The sequence below is a fragment of the Methylobacter sp. Wu8 genome, from assembly GCF_036440755.1.
Lineage (GTDB): Bacteria > Pseudomonadota > Gammaproteobacteria > Methylococcales > Methylomonadaceae > Methylobacter_A > Methylobacter_A tundripaludum_A.
The window spans coordinates 25745-44801 of record NZ_JAZGVT010000037.1; the positions used below are offsets into that span (position 1 = coordinate 25745).

Consider the following 19057-nt stretch of genomic DNA (forward strand, 5'->3'; position numbering starts at 1 on the left):
CATTTTATCTGTATTTTATTTTCTAAACTATAATGTCCGCTCAACCACACCGCTCAAGGTAAAGCTAAATGAAAGAACAAGAAGGCGTCATCAAATATCAGTTAAATCATACGCAACAACCGATTGATCCTTTATTCCCATTAACCGAAATCAACGCGTGGCGGACTATCGCAGTCCGGCTTGAACTGATTGGACAAGTCCCGGATCGATACGACAACATCGGCTTCGGCAATATCAGCCAAAGAATCGATCCGCACAGCAACCAATTTATCGTCAGCGGAACTCAAACCGGACATATCGAGCAACTCAGCCGGGAACATTATTGTCTTATCGTCAAAGCGGAACCGCACCGGAACCGGATTGAATCCTGCGGCTTATGCAAGCCCTCTTCAGAGTCACTGACCCATGCCAGCGTTTACGCCCAGGACAATGCCATTCAAGCCATCATTCACGCACACAGTCCCGACATCTGGAAACATACCATAGCGCTTGGACTGCCCCACACGACTGCCGACGTTCCCTACGGTACGGTAGAAATGGCGGCGGCTGTTGAACACTTATTCCAATCCGGCAAGCTGTCGCACACTTCAATATTTACCATGCTGGGGCATGAAGACGGCGTTGTCGCTTTCGGCAGAAACATGCAGGAAGCGGCCTGGGAACTGATTAAACACTTATCGCTGGCTATCAGCATTGAACAACAATCGCTTAACCGATAAAATGCAAAGCTTTATCAGCAACTGTTAATGAAATATGCCGGAAATACTGATCTACACCACCAATATTTGCCCTTACTGCATGATGGCTAAACGCCTGCTCGACAAAAAGGGCGCTCACTACACGGAAATTAATGTGGATGCCGAACCCGGTTTAAGAGAAGAAATGATGCTTAAAACCAAGCGCCGGACGGTTCCCCAAATTTATATCGGCGATTACCATGTCGGCGGCTTTGACGAGCTGCATGCGCTGGATCAACAAAAGAAACTGGATGATTTGCTGAAAACGGCATAAATGAGCGGCAACGGTCGGGCATAAACCGCATGCCCGACAGGCTTACAACCCCCTTAAAATATCCTTTTTAATATCCTCAACATTTTCCAATCCTACGGAAATTCTTATCAAACCATCCTTAATACCGGCCGCCGCTCTGACTTCCGGCGCTAATCGGCCATGCGTGGTGGTTGCAGGATGGGTGATCGTGGTTTTAACATCGCCCAGATTTGCGGTAATCGACAGCATTTCAGTCGCATCGATCAGCTTCCAGGCGTGATCCTTACCGCCAGTCAATTCAAAACTGACTACGCCGCCGAAATAACTTTGCTGACGCTTGGCCAATTCGTGCTGGGCATGCGATGCCAAACCGGGATAATGAACCTTGGCGACTCCGGCCTGTTGTTCGAGCCAAAGAGCCAACTCAAAGGCGTTGTCGCAATGCGCTTTCATCCTGACCGCCAACGTTTCCAATCCGGACAAGAACACCCAGGCGTTAAAAGGACTCATCGTCGAACCGCCGGTGCGCAGATAGGGGTAAATATACTTTTCTATAATCTCTTCACTGGCGACAACGGCGCCGCCGACGCAACGCCCTTGCCCGTCTATATATTTGGTTGCCGAATGGACAACAATGTCCGCGCCTAATTCCAGAGGCTTTTGCAACACCGGCGTACAAAAACAATTGTCCACGATCAGCAGGCAGCCGTGTCTGTGGGCTATGTCGGCAAGCACCGAAATATCGGCAATTTCAGTCAACGGATTGGACGGCGTTTCCAAAAACAAGAACCGGGTATTGGGCTTAATCGCCGCCTCCCAGGCCGATGCATCGATCAAATCGACAAAATCGGTCTCAACGCCGAATTTGCCGAAATAATTCTGGAACATCAACACGGTATTGCCGAACACGCCGCGCGAACAAACCACATGATCGCCGGCTTTGAGCAGCCCCATGCCGACCGCCATGATGGCCGCCATACCCGAGGAGAATGCCAGGCAGCGTTCGCCTTTCTCCATTAACGCCAGTCTTTCCTGAAACGCGCTGACCGTCGGGTTGGTAAAACGGGAGTAAATATTGCCCGGCTTCTGGCCGGTAAAGCGCAAAGCGGCCTCTTCGGCGCTCTTAAACACATAACTTGATGTGGCGAAAATCGGGATGCTGTGCTCATCTTCATGAGTACGTTGATGCCCGGCCCTGATCGCCTGGGTTTCCAGAGAGTAGTCGTTCCAGTTAATGTCTTTCATTTGTCTTTAAACGTATTTATTTATTAAAAAGATCAGGCAAAAGGCTAAGGGCGAAAGGCAAAGATCGGCCGGATTGGCCCCTGTTTTTTGCCTTTCGTCCTTAGCCTTTAGTCTTGCTTGCTCCTCAATCGCCGTTTTGCATGCCGATGATGAAATTTTCCGAGTTTTTTTCCGCTTGCGCACTGTCATTGCGCAACGCCTCGGTGCGCTCCAGATACGCGTCGTCAATATCACCGGTGATATATTCCTTACTAAAGCAGGAGGTATCGAAGTGCTTGATGCTCTGATTGCCTTTGCGAACCGCATCGATCAAATCGCCCAACTCCTGATAAATAACCCGGTCTGCGCCTATTGCCTCGCAGACTTCATCTTCTGTACGGTCATGGGCGATCAATTCATGCGCGGCCGGCATATCAATGCCGTACACATTCGGATAACGCACCGGCGGCGCAGCGGAAGCAAAGTATACCTTTTTAGCGCCCGCATCCCTGGCCATCTGGATAATCTGCGCAGACGTAGTGCCTCTGACGATTGAATCATCAACCAGTAATACATTCTTGCCTTCAAACTCCAGGCTGATGGCGTTTAATTTTTGCCTGACCGATTTCTCCCTCATTTTCTGGCCCGGCATGATAAACGTCCGGCCGATATAACGGTTTTTTATGAAGCCCTCACGGTACTTTACGCCCAGCAGGTTTGCCATCTGCAAAGCCGCCGTTCTGCTCGTGTCTGGAATCGGGATAACGACGTCAATATCATGATCCGGCCAGTCTCTTTGCACTTTTTTGGCCAACTTCTCGCCCATACGCAACCGCGCCTTGTAAACCGAAATACGGTCAATGATTGAATCCGGTCTGGCAAAATAGACATACTCGAAAATACAGGGGCAATGATCTATCTTGTCGGCGCACTGCTTGGTGTGCAATACACCTGATTCTTCAATAAATACCGCTTCGCCAGGCTCAAGATCCCTGATCAGATCAAAGCCCAACACGTCCAGCGCAACACTCTCGGAGGCTATCATGAATTCCGAACCCTGCTCGGATTTTCTTTCCCCAAACACGATAGGCCGGATACCGTTAGGATCCCTAAAACCTAAAATCCCGAATCCTGCAATCATAATTACAACAGCATAAGCCCCGCGACAACGGCGATGCACGCCGGAAACCGCCTGGAAAACATCGTCCACGCTTAACTGCAATTTACCCAAACTCTGCAATTCGTGAGCAAACGCATTCAACAAAACTTCAGAGTCCGAATCGGTGTTGATATGTCGTTGATCTTCTACGAACAGCGCTTTTTTCAGCTCTTCGGTATTGGTCAAATTACCGTTATGGGCAAGGGTCAAACCAAAAGGAGAGTTGACATAGAACGGTTGTGCTTCGGCAGAGCTGGTGCAACCGGCCGTTGGATAACGGACATGAGCAATACCCATATTGCCTTTCAATCTCAACATCTGAGCATTGGTAAAAACATCACGGGTCAAGCCGTTTTCCTTGCGCAAATGCAGCCTGCCGGCCTCACAGGTCACAATACCGGCGGCATCCTGACCTCTATGTTGCAACACGGTCAGAGCATCATATAACTCCTGATTAACAGCTTGATGTGAAACTATAGCGGCAATACCACACATTATTTTTTAACCTGCATTGTTTTATAGAAATTAGCGATAACTGATGAATTCCGCCATACCTGACGGAATATGATCTCGCAACCAGACGGCGAGCAACTGAAAAGGCGGAATCAGTTTTGATTCTGTCCACCATGAGTCTTTGGGCAGGGACGTCAGTCCCGCCAGTAAAACAACGATTGTAACGACAATCATGCCGCGAACAACGCCAAAAATCATCCCACCGAAACGATCCATGAAGGTTAATCCGGTGTCTTTAGCCAATACACTCAATAGAAAACCGATTAAACCGCCAAGGCCAAGCGTGATTGCAAATAACGCCAAAAAAGATGCTGTCATCTTGGCAAGCGGGTGATTGATGGTCGAGTCAAGAAAACCGGAAAACTCACGACTAAACCTCAAGCTCACCCAAATGGCCAGTACCCAGAAGACCAATGAAAAAAACTCCCTGATAAATCCGCGCCGCAGCCCCATTACAAGGGAAATAAAAACAAGCCCGATAAGCGTAAAATCTATCCAGATCATGCTTTCATTGCCCGCATCACTCGGATATCAAAATTGCCTTTATGTTTTGCTTATCCAGTCTTAACTTCATTGCCGCGGCCTTTTTCCCGTCAAGCTCAGGACCTACCCGAAGACGATATGCGGTTCCCTTATCTGTTTCAATGGTATCCAGCGAGGCAGGCACGCCTTGTTCACGCAAGCTGTCCCAAAGAGACATTGCATTTTCTTTTTTACTAAAACTGCCGAGCTGAATATACCATCGCACCAATTTTGCATTCGTTTTAGGGGCCGCTTCCGGCTTTTTCGCTTCCGCGACAGCGGCGGCAATGCTCTTTGCATTACTAGGCGTCTTAACGGCCGGTGGTGGCGTGGCTTCAGCCGGAGTTCCGCTGGTTTTGACTGCTGGCGGTGCAATTTCAGGTTTTTTAACCGTTACCGGCTTTACCGGCTCTACGGCTTTTTTAACCTTTGCAGCCGCCTCTTTAACCGCCGTTTCTGCGCGAATATCTCTGACTTGCGCCTTGGGGGCTATGCTGTTGCCTTCTACAGGGCGTAAGCGAGAAGCTGCGGCTTCTGCCGATACCGGAGTCTGTTTTTGACGTTGCTTCGGCAGATTGCCTTCAGGTTCGACGGTTTCTTCCGCATTGGTATAACCTTCGGATTCGGCATATAAAGACTCACCGGAACGCCCCTGCTCCGCTTGACCGGCTTCGGGCTCTTCCGTCACCTCTTCCGCAGCTCCGGTGCTTTCAAGAGTATCGCCCGCAGTTTCGGTGGATAAAGGCTCCGGGTCCGGCAACTTTAAAACCTGATCGGCGCCGGCCGGTAATTTTGCAGCCGTATCGGCGCCTGAACCACCTGAAGCCGGAATACTCAATTCGCTTACTACCTGCCCACTGTTATCGACAGGATCATCGAACAGCATCGGGATAAAAATAGCGCATAAGGCCGTAACAACGACGGCGCCAATCAAACGTTGTTTTAATTCATGATCCATTTCGTCTACTCACTTATTCTCAAATTCAACCAAGCACTCAGATACCAAAAAGAAAGATCCAAAAACCAGTAACAGATCACCTTCATTCGACTGATTTTTTGCGGCCGCAAAGGCTTCAGTGAAATCGGCAAAACCAAAAGAAACTCTGGACACGGAACTTTGCGAAAAAATTTCACGCATAACCGATTCCGTAGCCGCTCTGGGATTCGCCAACGGCGCGAAAAACCAGTCGTAAACCACTGGATTCATAATTTCAAGCACACCGGCGATGTCCTTGTCTTTCATCATAGAAAAAACAGCATGGATGCGTCTGCCGGGAAATACAGCGGTCACATAGTCAGCCAATGTTCTGACTGCCTGGGGATTATGCCCCACATCCAGCAGCACGGGGATTTCGCCGTCAATCAGCTGAAATCGTCCGGCTAAATGGACATTTGCCAGTCCCTGCCTGATTGATGTTTCGGTGACCGGCAAAACCCCGGCCATCTTGGTCAACGCAAAAATAACCGCCGATGCATTACGATATTGATGCTCGCCTTTTAAACCCGGATCGGGTAATTGTAGCATTTGCCGGTCGGCAGAAAACCAATCCCATCCTGTCGTCTGCTTTTTATAAGTAAAATCCTTACCGATACAATACAGCAAGGCATGCTGCTCAATAGCGCTCTGTATCAATGATTCGGGAGGGGAGGGATCGCCTGTGACGGCCGGGGTTTCCGCCCGGAAAATACCTGCCTTTTCCCGGCCTATCGCTTCCCGTGTACCTCCCAGCCACTCAACATGGTCAATACAGATACTGGTCACCAATGCCACGTCGGGGTCGACGATATTGACTGCATCCAGTCGTCCGCCGAGGCCCACTTCCAATAATTGAACATCGACGCCGGCACGGTGGAATATGTCCAACGCAGCCAATGTACCAAATTCGAAATAGCTTAACGAGGTATCGCCCCTTACCGATTCTATTCGGGCAAATGCCTCGCAAATCCGGTCATCCGAAACAGGTTTGCCGCCTATTTTTATTCGTTCATTATATTTCAGAATATGCGGCGATGTGTAAGCGCCTACCCGATAGCCCTGCGCAGTATAAATGGCCTCAAGATAAGCGACAGATGAGCCCTTGCCGTTGGTTCCGGCTACGGTAAGGGTCGGTGGTTTGACATAATCAGGGTTTAGTGCATGAAAAACTTGCGCCGCCCGCTCCAAGCCCAAATCAATTACTAAAGGATGTAAGCTTTCCTGCCATTTCAGCCAACCCTGTAGCGAATCAAAATGTATCATTAACCGATATTTGTCAGTCTTCCTGATCCGGCTGATGGCCGGCATCATCCGCTTCAGCAATGACTTCCAGATCTGTATCCGCAGCGGCGCGTTGGGCAATAGCGTCTCTACCGGCCATCAGTATCGCCAAAATAGCGGCTATTTTGTCGCGCATTTCACGCCTGTCGATAATCATATCGATAGCGCCATGCTCCTGTAAAAACTCGCTGCGCTGGAAGCCTTCCGGCAGTTTTTCACGGACGGTTTGCTCTATGACTCTGGGGCCTGCAAAGCCGATCAAGGCATTGGGTTCGGCAACATTAATGTCGCCCAGCATGGCTAAACTGGCTGAAACGCCGCCCATGGTCGGGTCGGTCATAAACGAAATATACGGCAGTCCCGCCTCGGACAACTTGGTTAACGCCGCGCTGGTTTTCGCCATCTGGAACAATGAAAACAACGACTCCTGCATACGCGCGCCGCCACTGGCCGTAAACACAATAAACGGTACGCCCAATTCCAGGCTTTTGTTGATGCCGCGGACAAATTTTTCACCGACCACCGAACCCATCGACCCGCCCATAAAACCGAAATCGAACGCAGCTGCAACAATATCCCGGCCCTTTAACTGACCTTTCATGACCACCAGCGCATCGTTTTCTTTAGTCTGTTTTTGCGCCTGTGTAACACGGTCTTTATATTTCTTGCTATCTTTGAATCTCAACGGATCGACGGGCTTAACATTTTTTCCGATCTCTTCATGGCCGCCCTCGTCCAAAAACATATTCAATCGCGTTCTGGCCGAAATGCGCATGTGATGCTCGCATTTTGGACAAACACTGAAATTTCTTTCCAGTTCCGTATTGTAAAGAATCGCATTACAGCTAGGGCACTTATTCCACAATCCTTCAGGTACGGCGCCTTTTTTATTCGACCCTTCCGTTCTAATTGTTGAAGGGATTAACTTTTCAAACCAACTCATTCATATGCCCCATTGTGTTGCTGTTGCCTGATGGACTTTCTTGCGTCAACCCATCCTACTTATCTATTCTCTAGTTATCCATTGCCTGGCGCATGGCGACCAATAACTCGACTATTTCGTTTTTAGCACGTTCCGGCTCATCCAGATTGGCTTCAATTTTGCTGATCAGAGCGCTGCCAATGACTACACCGTCACCTAAGCCTGCAACCGTCTTTGCCGTTTGTGCGTCTTTGACGCCAAAACCGATAGCCACAGGCAAGCGGGTATTGGCCCTGATTCGATTGAGCTTGGCTTCGACATCCGCAGTATTCAGATGTCCGGCGCCGGTTACGCCTTTCAGCGAAACATAATAAATATAACCGCTGCCGGCAGTGTCCATTTTCTTAATACGCTCATCACTGCTGTTGGGCGCCAATAGAAAAATCGGATCAATGTCACGCGCTTTCAGCAAGGCAACGCATTCTTCCGCTTCTTCCGGCGGCAAATCGACAGTTAAAACACCATCAATCTCGGCGCGTTGGGCGGCATTGGCAAAATCTTCGTAACCCATAGCTTCGATAGGATTCACGTACCCCATCAGCACCACCGGCGTATGTTGATTGGTTTTCCGAAATTCCGCCGCGATCGCCAATGTGCGCCGTAAGCTCATTTTATGTTCTAAAGCGCGCTCACTGGCCCGTTGAATAACCGGGCCGTCCACCATAGGATCGGAAAACGGCACGCCCAATTCGATAATATCAACGCCGGCTTCGACCATTGCATGCATCATCGGCAAGGTAAAACCGGGTCTCGGATCGCCAGCGGTAATAAACGGGATTAACGCCTTGCGGCCTGTTTTGGATAATGCTTCAAATGTAGCGGCTAATCGGCTCACAGTTCTATCCCCTCGCGTTGCGCCATCGTTTGCATGTCTTTATCGCCGCGACCGGACAGGCAGACAATGATAATGTCGTCTTTGCTCATAGTCGGCGCAAGCTTCATCGTGTAAGCCATCGCATGGCTGGATTCCAACGCTGGAATAATGCCTTCCATCCGGGTCAATGAATGAAAACCTTCCAACGCCTCATTGTCGGTAATATTGACATACTCGGCCCTACCGGTATCTTTCAGCCAGGCGTGTTCAGGGCCTACGCCCGGATAATCGAGACCCGCTGAAATGGAGTGCGTTTCGATGATTTCACCATCGTCATCTTCCATCAGGTAAGTCCGGTTGCCATGCAGCACGCCGGGACGGCCAGCGCATAAAGGCGCGGAATGCCGGCCTGTTTCAATGCCGTCGCCGGCTGCTTCGACACCGATCATTTTTACCGAACGGTCGTCGATAAACGGGTAAAACAAACCGATGGCGTTCGATCCGCCGCCAACGCAGGCAACCAGCGCATCCGGCAAGCGCCCGACTTGGTCCAGGCATTGCTGCCTGGCTTCGCGGCCGATGATGGCCTGAAAATCCCTGACCATTGCTGGATAAGGATGCGGGCCCGCAACCGTACCGATGATATAAAAGGTGTTGTCGACATTGGTCACCCAATCCCTGAGCGCCTCGTTCAACGCATCTTTTAAGGTTTTTGAACCGGATTCAACGGCGACAACTTTCGCACCCAGCAACTTCATCCGGTACACATTTAAAGACTGCCGCGCAACATCGACGGCGCCCATGTAAACCACGCATTCCAGGCCCAGCCTTGCTGCAACCGTCGCCGTCGCCACGCCATGCTGACCGGCTCCGGTTTCGGCAATAATCCGTGTCTTTCCCATGCGTTTGGCCAACAAAGCTTGACCGATCGTATTGTTTATTTTATGTGCGCCGGTATGATTCAAATCTTCGCGCTTTAAATAAATCTGCGCACCGCCAAGCTCCCGGCTCCAGCGTTCGGCATGATATAAAGGCGAAGGCCTGCCCACATAGTATTTTAAATCGGCATCCAGTTCCGCAATAAACTCAGGATCGTTTAAATACTGCTGATAAGCGGCATTCAATTCTTGAATCGGCGGTATCAATGTTTCGCCGACGAACATTCCGCCATAAGGGCCGAAGTGCCCTCTCTCATCGGGCATATTATATTTTTCTGTCATATTATTATTCTGTCACCCTCGTTAACTTCACGTATGAATGCCGCCATTTTTAGCGCATCCTTAACACCTTTTTCCGCTTCCACACCGCTGCTGACATCCAGCGCATAAGGTCTTACTGTCTGCACCGCTTGCCTGGCGTTGTTCTCGTCCAAACCTCCCGCCAGCACGATAGGCAAGGCGCAATGCTCAGGAATTTTGTTCCAGTCAAACCGACTGCCGGTACCGCCTTTTGCTCCCGGATCATAAGCATCCAGCAGCAGCCCTGCCGCATCATGATATTGCCGGGCCAAACCTGGAATATCGATGCCGTCCTGCATTCTCACCGCCTTCATATAACGCTTGCCGTAAAGCCTGCAAGCTTCAGCGGGTTCATCGCCATGAAACTGCAAACAATCTATCGGCACTTGGTCCAAAACCTCATTTATCCGCGACTCTTGCTCATCGACAAACAAAGCGACGACCGAAACAAACGCGGGCAAGGCATTAACAATCTTAACAGCCTGACCAATATCGACATGTCTCGGGCTTAGCGGGTAAAACACCAGACCGATAGCATCCACGCCTAACCGAGCCGCACAAACAGCATCTTCAACGCGGGTAAAGCCGCAAATTTTAACGCGAGTTCGCATAAAGTGGTATGAGAATTTAACAAAAAAGAGTTAGCCGCCTAGAATACCATAAAATGGCATGATGATTTTGTCTGTAATCACAACAAGGGTTAAGTAATAAAAATCATGGGTTCTGTATGCCGGCTTAATGCTCGTGCTCATGATCGTGACTATGTTCATGATCGTGTTCATGGAAATCAGCCGCAGGAACTTGCAGCGACTTAACCGCCACACCGTATTTATAAACCATCAAGCCGCCCAAATCGGCGCCCAGCATCATTAATCCACAGAGCAACGCCGCCAATATCAGGAAAAAACTGTTAGCTCCGCCCTGAATGATTCCGCCGCTTTTCATGCGCCAAGCCGACAATAGAACCGCCAAAGAAAGTACGGATACGCCTAAATGTTCGTGCCGCTCCATAATGGCGTGAACATTCTCCCCATGCGGGACAGAACCTGCGGCAATGAAACCGGCGATAACTGTAAATACCGAGGCTACTGCCCCCAAATACAGCAGCCAGCCGGCGACATTGCGGCATTGCGGTTTTTTAGCCAGCGTACCGAACAGATCCAAAACGAAAAATGTCGATAAAAATGCAATCGGGAAATGTACCAGCAAGGGATGAATATTATCCATGCTGGAAATGCCGGGCATTAATGCCGGAAAAACACCTGGCGAATCGTGAGCTGTAAGCCCCTCAAAAAAAGCTAGCAGACCTGCAACGCTGTCAGCAATGCCGCCATGATCGCCTCCGCCGTGAACCTGAAAAGATAAAAAATTATTCATATCGACATCACTATATATTTGTAAAAAAGACAATCTACTCGATATTCAGGCAATTGCAAATAAGCAATGCCATGCCTTAATCATGCCGCCTGGCGTCGGCCGGCAGCTTATCAAACACCGGATGTTTGACGATGCCATAATGATCAGGATAATAAACCGCACCCAGGTACAATCCGTCAGGAGGCGCCGTAACGCCGCCCAGTTTGCGGCTTTTAATCTCGAGCAGCTCTTGGGTCCAGTTTAGCGGCTGCTTCCCGGCGCCTATATCGATCAATACCCCGGCAATATTTCTGACCATGTGATGTAAAAAAGCGTTGGCGGAAATATCGATAATGACCTTATCGTCCTCCCGGTACACATCGATAAAATACATCTCCCGGCAAGGGCTTTTGGACTGGCAACCTTGCGCCCTGAACGAGGAAAAATCATGCTTGCCGATCAGATGTTGCGCCGCCAGATGCATCTTATCGGCATCCAGCGGATTATGGTGCCAAGTCACCTGATTGCGTAGTAGCGCCGATTTGATCGGGCGGTTTAGAATGACATAGCGATAAAAACGCGCAATGGCGCTATACCTGGCGTGGAAATCGCCGATCGCCTGTTTTACCCAAGTGATCCTGACATCATCCGGCAGATTACTGTTGCCGCCCAGCATCCAGGCGTGGAGTTCGCGCTCTGTTTTCGCGTCAAAATGCACAACCTGCTCAAGCGCATGGACGCCGGTATCGGTTCTTCCCGCGCACTGCACGGTAACTGGATGATTGGCGACTCTCGACAGAGCCTGCTCGAGCACCTGCTGAACACTGCGTTGATGGGTTTGCCATTGCCAGCCTGAGAAACCGCTGCCGTCGTATTCGATGCCTAAGACAATACGCGTCATTCAAGCACCTTTACGCTTACAAAAAAATTACTCATGAATATAAACCTTAACCCCGGCTTCGACCCGGTTAAACAAATCCAGCACATCCGCATTGTTCATCCGAATGCAGCCATGCGATTCGGGACGGCCGTTCATGAACTGATCGGGACAACCGTGGATATAAATATACCGCCAAGCGGTATCGACGTTGCCGTAACGGTTCTTGCCCGGCTCCAGGCCGCCCAGCCATAAGATTCGGGTTAACATCCAGTCGCGTTGCGGATGCTGCTCGCCCAGATCGGCACTGTAAATTTCACCCGTGGGGCGTCTGCCGACAAAAACCGAATTTAACGGCTGCCCCGCACCAATCTTGGCCCTGATTTTATGCCAGCCGGTGGGCGTACATTCACTGCCCATCAATTCGCCCGCGCCTTTTTTTGCCGTGGAAACGGGATAATGCACCACCCTGTTTCCATCCGCATAGACAGTCAGTTGCTGGCCGGCAATGCAAATATCCAGATAATTCTCCGTATCGCCCACCCCATTCTTTTTCATTGGCGCCCCCCCCTGTTCTTTATTTTTCAAATAGAGCTATCGACTCCACATGCCCGGTCTGCGGAAACATATCCATCACCCCGGCCTTAATCAGTTTATAGCCCAATTCATTAACCAGAATCCCCGCATCACGGGCAAGCGTCGACGGATTACAGGACACATAAACAATCTGCTCGGGCTGCCATTTTTTAAAATGATGCAAGACCTCGGAAGCCCCGGCCCTGGAGGGATCGAGCATGATTTTGTTGTATTTACGGTTAGCCCAAGGCTGATCGCTAATATCCTTGCTCAAATCGGCCGCATAAAATTCAACATTCTCTATACCGTTATGGCGGGCGTTTTCTTTGGCGTGATTAACCAGAGGTTGATCGCCTTCGACGCCGACCACGCGACCTGCAAATTTCGCCATCGGCAGGGTAAAGTTGCCCAGGCCGCAAAACAAATCCAGCACCGAGTCGTTTTCATTCAACGCCAGCGTTTCCAGCACCCGGTTGATCATTTGCCTGTTAATCTCATAATTAACCTGGGTGAACATGGCCGGTTTGAATTTAAACTCCAAGCCCAGATCCGGCAGCGCATAAGTCGGTATGACTTCCGGCTCGCCATCCAGCGGCACGATCGTATCCGGGCCTTTGGATTGCAGACACACCGATATGCCGTGCCGATGACCAAACTCGCGCATCCGCTCCTTATCGGCAGAGGTCGGCGGCTCCAGCACCCGAAACGACAGCACGCATTGCTGATCGCCGATAGCCACTTCGATCTGGGGAATTTTATCTCTAATGGTCAAACCCCCGATCATTTCCGACAAGGCCATCAGCCGGGTGCCGACGATAGGATTCATCACCACACAACTTTCAATCTCAGCTAAGTAAGGGTGCCGCCTTTCCCTGAAACCGACCAGCACCCGGTTCTTTTTCTCGACATACTTAACGCCCATCCTCGCTTTGCTGCGGTACCCCCAATGCGGACCCTCCAGCGGCTGCCAAAGCTCGGGTATTTCGGTCTTACCGATGCGCTTGAACTGATCGACCAGCAAATCCTGCTTGATTCGAATTTGCGCGGCCGATTCCACATGCTGAAAACTGCAACCGCCGCACACGCCGTAATGCGCGCACAACGCATCGACCCGGTCGGCCGCGCGGCTTAACAGCTTGACGACCTTGCCTTCCGCATAATCCTTCCGGCTTTCGGTATAAACGAACTCCACTTCTTCGCCCGGCAAGGCCTCATCGATAAATATCACCTTGCCATCGACATGCGCCACGCCGCGCCCATCATGAGCCAACGATTCAATCGTGACTTTAACCGGCTCTGCCGGTAACGGTTTTTTAACTCTTCTTCTATTTGCCATGTTTACTTTTGTTTCCAGCTTCCCGAGGATTGATACCACCAGCCTGCCTGGGCATTAGTTACCCAACGGCCGGCAAAAGTTGATTTGATTTGCGCCGCCCAATCGGGATGACCGTTGGCATTGGCAATCGCCTGATAAAGGCTTTGCCGGTCGGCATTTTCCACAGCGACCAATTTATTGACCTGATTCCTGTCTTTAAGCGGCACGCTTTCAATATCCCTGACCGCGAGCAAACCGTCCGCCTGTATGCCGATAAAACCTGCCGCATATAAAGGTTGAAGACTGGCAAAGCGGCCTTCCATCGTGGCGCGCAACTGCCTGATCTCGGCGCTATCGATCGCCAGATCAGCCTCATCGGCTTGCGCGGACGAAACCACCGTATTGATCGCGGTATCAATGATCCGATACATACCTACCTGCCAATCCGGCAAACCGGCCTTAGGCTTGGGTTCCGTTTTTTGCGGGGTGATGCCTTGAATGTCTTTGATGATTTCATCTGCGGCTTTTTCGGCGGCAGCGGCAGGGAAATAAATGTTGATGGTGACACAGGCAGTCAACAATAACGCGCTTAATACTGATATTTTTCTCATAACGCTCTCCAAACTATTCAATAATTACTGGTCTGATGCCGACTAACCGCTCCATCAATAAATTCAAGTCAACAGGGGGATTATAGCCGATCGCATCGATTCGCGGCAGACTGACGCAGATGATAAAAAAATGAGGATAAAAAAAGGGAAACGGACTCTAATCAAGAGAACTGGCAGCAGGACTCATACTCACTTTTCGTTCCTTGCTATTAGCTTTGATAAAACCCGGTTCCCATAAAAAAGCACGATGCGTTCGCCTTTGTCCGAAGCGATATATAGCAATCCAAGAAAAAATATTACGATTAATCCGGGCCTACGCAGAACAAACCTGCCCCCCATAAAACAATGAGCTCAAGTTTTGCATTGTGCATTCTTGGCTCGTTTCGCTATTTAGGCGAAAAAACGGGGATAAACGTTGTAGCCGTTCACATCAATCTGATACAAACCGGCTCTGCTGGCGGCATAGCGGAATTCTGTAATCACGTCTAAAGCATCGGACCTAACCCAATACGCTATCTGAACACTTTATTCGAATGTTCCGATAACAATTCAGGCGGGTTGCCCATATCCGTAAGCACCTGATGATTTATCCCGAGCAACGCCGCCGCGAATTCACCGGGACGTAAAACGAGATAGGCATTCCACGCGGCGAGCTTTGCATCCGATAACAATTCATCAGTGGCCTCTTGCTCCTTGGACAGGCTGATTTGCGCCTTGGACACTGCATCAAGATCCGCATAGCCGTCTTTAAATAACTGGCTTGTTTGCTGAAACGTTAACCGTGTTTGGGCGGTTTGTAACTGGCTGGATTTTGCGGACAGCTCTGTCTGGGTTTTGGCATTCAACACCGTTCGAAGCCTGGTTTCGGCATCGATCAGCGCTTGTCGATAGAGCGCCTCGGTTTTCAGCACATCGGCATGCGCTGTTTCGACAGCCGCATATTCCGAAGTAAAAGGTCCCAAGGGTTGCTGAAGCACGACGCCGAAACGGTAACTATTTGCCGAAGTTGAACCGATAGCCGCATCGACACTATTGGGGTCCTGTCCCAGCCAATCATACCGTCCGGTCATTGCAACGGTGGGATAAAAACTTGCGCGGGTCTGCTCAAGTTTATGCCGCGCCATCGTCACCCGCTCTTTTGCGGCTTTTACGCCCGGATCGTCCTGGACAATCAGATCAAGCTCATCATCATTCAAGTTCATCTGTTCCACCTCAGGAATAGGGGTCTCAAGCCGAAAAACATGTCCGGCGGGAAGGCGCAATCCCAGCGATCTTGCCAATACAGCAGACTTATCAAACAAGGTCTGGCAAACCTGAAACAGGCCCTGCTCGCTTTTGGCAAAGGTTACTTTCTCCTGGCTTAATGCGATGTGATTATCAACACCTTCCCCATACCTCTTTTCGGTACGCTGCAACACACCGCGCAACAATTCGCTCATCTCGGCCTGGTGCAAAAGCGCCGTTTGCGCTTTGAATAAATCGTTATAGGCGATCAATACGGTACTTAAGGTTTCATTAGTCTGCCTGACAAGATCGTTCTCACTGGCCTGGACGCCCGCTTTCGCACTGCGGTATCCGGCCAAATCTTTACCGCCGTTAAAGAGGTTCCAGTTAGCATTCAACGAGGCATAACTGGAATACTGGCTTCGCTGTCCGCCCACAACAGACGAACCTACCGAGGTGGTTTGAGTCGATGGATTTTGGGTGACAAAACGCTCCCCTTGCATAGAAACACTGGCCGTGGGCAGAAACGGCGTCACTGCCGCCAAAACCTGCGTATTGGCTTTTTTTAGCTCCAGCTCAGCTATCAAAACCTGGGGATGCTCAGACATCGCAACGACAACTGCTTCCGCCAGGGAAAGCGGCTTAAATGTCGTCCCCGAACGACAAGATGGAGTTTCACGAGCCCCCGCCTTAGGCAGTTGAGCATCCGCTGAAACTACCGGAACGGAAACACCGATCCACACTACACAAACAAAACAGCGCAACGCTTTATTCATCATATTCGATTGTTGTATTTAATGACTGGATTAACAAGATACTTCAGTTGACCGGTTCCGCTCTGGTACTTTCAAAGCAAGCTTTGAACTCCGACGACCCAAATCAGGTTTAGTTACGCTTGAGTTAACCGCACCACCTCATCCACCTTCAGGCTCGCGGGTAGTTGATGCGTAATGAACAGCATGGTGACTTTGCCTTTCAGCTGATTGACGGTGGCTGCAAAATGCTCCGCAGTGGCGCTGTCCAGGCTGCTGGTCGCTTCGTCGAACAACAAAATCTTAGGCCGCTTGAGCAAAGCACGGGCAATCGCCAACCGTTGTTTCTGTCCGCCTGACAGACCGACCCCGCGTTCGCCGATAACGGTCTGGTAGCCTTCCGGCAGCTTCTCAACGGCCTCGTGAATTTCCGCCAATTTGCAAGCCTGCACCACTTGATCGAAGGTGGTGTGCGGATTGGAAAAAATAAGGTTTTCATAGAGGGTGCCGGAGAACAGGACGGTTTCCTGCGGCACCACGCCAAAGTGATGCCGCAGTTCATTGGCGGAAAAGTGACGGATGTCGTGGTCGTCGATATGAATACTGCCTTCGCTGGGCAGATAGAAACCCAACATGAGTTTGGCAAGCGTACTCTTACCGGAACCGGACGGCCCCATCAGGGCAATGCATTGGCCCGGCAAAATGCTCATATTAAAGTTCTGATATAGATAAGGGAGATTCTCGGCATAACGAAAACCCAGATTGCGAATCTCCACCTTACCTTGTCCGCCCCCTTCCCTTGCCGGCTTCAACGAATACGGTTCGGTAGGAGCATGCATCACATCGCCCAAGCGCTTAACCGCAATGTTGGCCTGCTGGAATTGCTGCCATAATCCGACCATCCGCAACACCGGCTGAGAAAGCCGCCCGGCAAACATCTGGAAGGCCACCAGCATGCCGATGGTGAAATCCTGAGTCGTCATCGCCAGCCAAGCGCCAAGGCACAGAATCGTCATCGTCATCATCTGCTCCAGGGTATTGGCGGCCACGTTGTAGCTGTTGGACAGTTGCCGTGCATTAAATCCGGCTTCCAGATAACCGGCTAAATATTCGCCGTAGCGCGACACCACCTGCGGTTCCATTTGCAGGGATTTGACCGTTTCCATGCCGGACACATATTCGGTAACGAACGATTGATTGCGCGCACCGAGCAAAAACTGTTGATTTAACCGCTCGCGCATCAAAGGGGTAATGGCCAGGCTCAACAGCACGATCAGCAGCAACATGGACAGTGCCGCCACCGACAGCAGCCAGCTGTAATAAAACATAATCGCCAGATAGAACACCAAAAACGGCACATCCAGAATCAGCGTGACGGCCGCTCCGCTCAAGAACTCGCGGATGCTTTCGATACCCTGTAGACGCGCCACCAGCGTACCGGTCGATCGATGTTCGAAATAGCGCAGCGGCAACCTGAACAGGTGCGCGAACACCTGCGCACCCAACACCGAATCGATGCGGTTGCCGGTATGGGTCACCAGATACTGCCGCACCCAACTCATCACCGCATTGAACACCATGAAGATACCCATGCCGACTGCGATCACCACCAGCGTACTCATCGTATGATGGACAATCACCTTATCGATGACGGTCTGGGTGAACAACGGCGTAGCCAAGCCGACCAATTGCAACGCCAGCGACGCCAGCAGCACATCGCGCCAAACCTTCTTGTGTTTGAGCAACTCCGGTATAAACCAGCGGAAGCCGAACTCCTTGTCTTCATCCTCATCTCCCCCCTTACTTTTAGGTGCGGCGAACTGCAACACATGCCCGGCGCAACGTGCCGTGAATTCAGTCAGAGGAAGATGTTGCGGCTCCTGGCTACCCGGCTCAAAAAACAGCACCGTATCTTTTTCCAGCCGCACCACCAGAGCGAGACCGTGCGTTTCCAATTGTTGTTCAGCTTGCACATCGGGTTCACTTTGCTCTTTAGCAGGCTCTGGATCGATGACCGGGTTGAGTGCTGCAAAACACGGAAAGTTCAAGTGTGCGAAATCCGCTTCCCGTACCTTGCGCCAGCGGCCTTTAAGTCCCAGTTCATGCAGGGCGTGTTGCAAGATTGCCGAGTTATAGGGCGAAGAGAACTGGCGCAACGCCATTGCCGTATCAAACGGCACACGATGCACTTGGCAGGCGCATTGTAATGCCCAGACGAAAGTTTCGGTACTGATCGGCAAGAGTTTTTTCTTGCCGTTCACCCTACGGTGCAGTGCGTCTCTCATCGTTCATGCCCTGCTTCACGTTTGTTGCTCCATTTCTCCGCCATCGTTTAGCTCAGCCTCGCTATGCCTTCGCTCAATCCGGCCAAGTCGTGCAAGAGTTGTGGATTTGCGCCGAAAGCGGGACTGCTCAGTACGTCTTGCGCCGCAGTCTGGCTAAAGCCGCTAAAGTTGCCGTTTTTGCCGTACTGATTAGCCAGATCGCCGCCCAATGCTTCGCTGTCGCTAGCGGACAGGTGTGCGGTGAGCAGGCTGTCGGTAGCGCTCCAGTGCATGAAGTTGGCACCGCCGCCGTTCGCTTGGTCGAAAGCATTGACGATGGCGGTAAAATCATAGTTCTGTATCGATTTGTTCAGCAGCGGATC

The 19057-nt window shown here is 50.8% G+C and carries 19 protein-coding genes; 2 read left to right on the plus strand and 17 right to left on the minus strand.

Annotated features, from left to right (window positions below; genetic code table 11):
• Window positions 1-68: 68 nt before the first annotated feature.
• Both V3O24_RS02760 and grxC read left to right on the plus strand, forming a co-directional pair.
• Window positions 69-719: a class II aldolase/adducin family protein gene (locus V3O24_RS02760; protein ID WP_104423420.1), complete on the plus strand. Its 651-nt coding sequence runs from the start codon at window positions 69-71 to the stop codon at window positions 717-719.
• A gap of 34 nt (window positions 720-753) precedes the next feature.
• Entirely contained in the window at window positions 754-1011 is a 258-nt protein-coding gene (gene grxC, locus V3O24_RS02765; protein WP_104423421.1) for a glutaredoxin 3, read from the plus strand.
• A 42-nt stretch (window positions 1012-1053) separates the two neighbouring features.
• On the opposite strand, the gene V3O24_RS02770 is transcribed toward grxC, so the two are convergent.
• The 17 genes from V3O24_RS02770 to V3O24_RS02850 all read right to left on the minus strand — a co-directional run.
• On the minus strand, window positions 1054-2235 hold the full coding sequence (locus V3O24_RS02770) for an O-succinylhomoserine sulfhydrylase (RefSeq protein ID WP_331306094.1): 1182 nt from the start codon (window positions 2233-2235) through the stop codon (window positions 1054-1056).
• 124 nt (window positions 2236-2359) lie between these two features.
• The gene (gene purF, locus V3O24_RS02775) at window positions 2360-3868 is read right to left on the minus strand and encodes an amidophosphoribosyltransferase (protein ID WP_104423423.1); all 1509 of its coding nucleotides are present in this window, start codon (window positions 3866-3868) and stop codon (window positions 2360-2362) included.
• A 30-nt stretch (window positions 3869-3898) separates the two neighbouring features.
• Window positions 3899-4390, minus strand: a complete 492-nt coding sequence (locus V3O24_RS02780) for a CvpA family protein (protein WP_104423424.1) — start codon at window positions 4388-4390, stop codon at window positions 3899-3901.
• Window positions 4391-4406: 16 nt separating this feature from the next.
• Complete coding sequence (locus tag V3O24_RS02785) at window positions 4407-5366, minus strand: SPOR domain-containing protein (protein ID WP_331306095.1); 960 nt, start codon at window positions 5364-5366, stop codon at window positions 4407-4409.
• A 9-nt stretch (window positions 5367-5375) separates the two neighbouring features.
• Complete coding sequence (gene folC / locus V3O24_RS02790; RefSeq protein ID WP_331306096.1) at window positions 5376-6647, minus strand: bifunctional tetrahydrofolate synthase/dihydrofolate synthase; 1272 nt, start codon at window positions 6645-6647, stop codon at window positions 5376-5378.
• A gap of 13 nt (window positions 6648-6660) precedes the next feature.
• Window positions 6661-7608, minus strand: coding sequence for an acetyl-CoA carboxylase, carboxyltransferase subunit beta (accD, locus tag V3O24_RS02795; protein ID WP_104423426.1), 948 nt, complete (start codon window positions 7606-7608; stop codon window positions 6661-6663).
• Between the two features lie 70 nt (window positions 7609-7678).
• Window positions 7679-8482 (minus strand): tryptophan synthase subunit alpha, encoded by an 804-nt coding sequence (trpA, locus tag V3O24_RS02800; protein WP_104423427.1) that lies wholly within the window; start codon window positions 8480-8482, stop codon window positions 7679-7681.
• Window positions 8479-9681 carry a tryptophan synthase subunit beta gene (trpB, locus tag V3O24_RS02805; RefSeq protein ID WP_331306097.1) on the minus strand — a complete coding sequence of 401 codons (1203 nt, stop codon included), beginning with the start codon at window positions 9679-9681 and terminating at the stop codon, window positions 8479-8481. The genes trpA and trpB overlap by 4 nt, the downstream gene beginning before the upstream one ends.
• Window positions 9678-10310 carry a phosphoribosylanthranilate isomerase gene (locus V3O24_RS02810; protein WP_331306098.1) on the minus strand — a complete coding sequence of 211 codons (633 nt, stop codon included), beginning with the start codon at window positions 10308-10310 and terminating at the stop codon, window positions 9678-9680. Before V3O24_RS02810 ends, trpB begins: the two co-directional genes overlap by 4 nt.
• Before the next feature lie 124 nt (window positions 10311-10434).
• Window positions 10435-11076 carry a DUF2231 domain-containing protein gene (locus V3O24_RS02815; protein WP_104423430.1) on the minus strand — a complete coding sequence of 214 codons (642 nt, stop codon included), beginning with the start codon at window positions 11074-11076 and terminating at the stop codon, window positions 10435-10437.
• 76 nt (window positions 11077-11152) lie between these two features.
• Entirely contained in the window at window positions 11153-11956 is an 804-nt protein-coding gene (gene truA, locus V3O24_RS02820) for a tRNA pseudouridine(38-40) synthase TruA (RefSeq protein ID WP_104423431.1), read from the minus strand.
• Between the two features lie 27 nt (window positions 11957-11983).
• Complete coding sequence (locus V3O24_RS02825; protein ID WP_331306099.1) at window positions 11984-12490, minus strand: L,D-transpeptidase; 507 nt, start codon at window positions 12488-12490, stop codon at window positions 11984-11986.
• 19 nt (window positions 12491-12509) lie between these two features.
• On the minus strand, window positions 12510-13844 hold the full coding sequence (gene rlmD, locus V3O24_RS02830; protein WP_331306100.1) for a 23S rRNA (uracil(1939)-C(5))-methyltransferase RlmD: 1335 nt from the start codon (window positions 13842-13844) through the stop codon (window positions 12510-12512).
• Between the two features lie 2 nt (window positions 13845-13846).
• Window positions 13847-14434 (minus strand): YdbL family protein, encoded by a 588-nt coding sequence (locus tag V3O24_RS02835; RefSeq protein WP_331306101.1) that lies wholly within the window; start codon window positions 14432-14434, stop codon window positions 13847-13849.
• A gap of 512 nt (window positions 14435-14946) precedes the next feature.
• Window positions 14947-16437, minus strand: a complete 1491-nt coding sequence (locus V3O24_RS02840; protein WP_331306102.1) for a TolC family protein — start codon at window positions 16435-16437, stop codon at window positions 14947-14949.
• 110 nt (window positions 16438-16547) lie between these two features.
• Window positions 16548-18695, minus strand: coding sequence for a peptidase domain-containing ABC transporter (locus V3O24_RS02845; RefSeq protein WP_331306103.1), 2148 nt, complete (start codon window positions 18693-18695; stop codon window positions 16548-16550).
• Between the two features lie 47 nt (window positions 18696-18742).
• Window positions 18743-19057: hypothetical protein (locus V3O24_RS02850; protein ID WP_331306105.1), on the minus strand; the 315-nt coding region annotated here is incomplete at its 5' end.

What these genes read in the sequence shown, in the direction of transcription:
- V3O24_RS02760 (WP_104423420.1), top strand. Translation starts at nt 69, where the DNA reads ATGAAAGAACAAGAAGGCGTCATCAAATATCAGTTAAATCATACGCAA.
- grxC (WP_104423421.1), top strand. Translation starts at nt 754, where the DNA reads ATGCCGGAAATACTGATCTACACCACCAATATTTGCCCTTACTGCATG.
- V3O24_RS02770 (WP_331306094.1), bottom strand. Translation starts at nt 2,235, where the DNA reads ATGAAAGACATTAACTGGAACGACTACTCTCTGGAAACCCAGGCGATC.
- purF (WP_104423423.1), bottom strand. Translation starts at nt 3,868, where the DNA reads ATGTGTGGTATTGCCGCTATAGTTTCACATCAAGCTGTTAATCAGGAG.
- V3O24_RS02780 (WP_104423424.1), bottom strand. Translation starts at nt 4,390, where the DNA reads ATGATCTGGATAGATTTTACGCTTATCGGGCTTGTTTTTATTTCCCTT.
- V3O24_RS02785 (WP_331306095.1), bottom strand. Translation starts at nt 5,366, where the DNA reads ATGGATCATGAATTAAAACAACGTTTGATTGGCGCCGTCGTTGTTACG.
- folC (WP_331306096.1), bottom strand. Translation starts at nt 6,647, where the DNA reads ATGATACATTTTGATTCGCTACAGGGTTGGCTGAAATGGCAGGAAAGC.
- accD (WP_104423426.1), bottom strand. Translation starts at nt 7,608, where the DNA reads ATGAGTTGGTTTGAAAAGTTAATCCCTTCAACAATTAGAACGGAAGGG.
- trpB (WP_331306097.1), bottom strand. Translation starts at nt 9,681, where the DNA reads ATGACAGAAAAATATAATATGCCCGATGAGAGAGGGCACTTCGGCCCT.
- V3O24_RS02810 (WP_331306098.1), bottom strand. Translation starts at nt 10,310, where the DNA reads ATGCGAACTCGCGTTAAAATTTGCGGCTTTACCCGCGTTGAAGATGCT.
- V3O24_RS02815 (WP_104423430.1), bottom strand. Translation starts at nt 11,076, where the DNA reads ATGAATAATTTTTTATCTTTTCAGGTTCACGGCGGAGGCGATCATGGC.
- truA (WP_104423431.1), bottom strand. Translation starts at nt 11,956, where the DNA reads ATGACGCGTATTGTCTTAGGCATCGAATACGACGGCAGCGGTTTCTCA.
- V3O24_RS02825 (WP_331306099.1), bottom strand. Translation starts at nt 12,490, where the DNA reads ATGAAAAAGAATGGGGTGGGCGATACGGAGAATTATCTGGATATTTGC.
- rlmD (WP_331306100.1), bottom strand. Translation starts at nt 13,844, where the DNA reads ATGGCAAATAGAAGAAGAGTTAAAAAACCGTTACCGGCAGAGCCGGTT.
- V3O24_RS02835 (WP_331306101.1), bottom strand. Translation starts at nt 14,434, where the DNA reads ATGAGAAAAATATCAGTATTAAGCGCGTTATTGTTGACTGCCTGTGTC.
- V3O24_RS02840 (WP_331306102.1), bottom strand. Translation starts at nt 16,437, where the DNA reads ATGATGAATAAAGCGTTGCGCTGTTTTGTTTGTGTAGTGTGGATCGGT.
- V3O24_RS02845 (WP_331306103.1), bottom strand. Translation starts at nt 18,695, where the DNA reads ATGAGAGACGCACTGCACCGTAGGGTGAACGGCAAGAAAAAACTCTTG.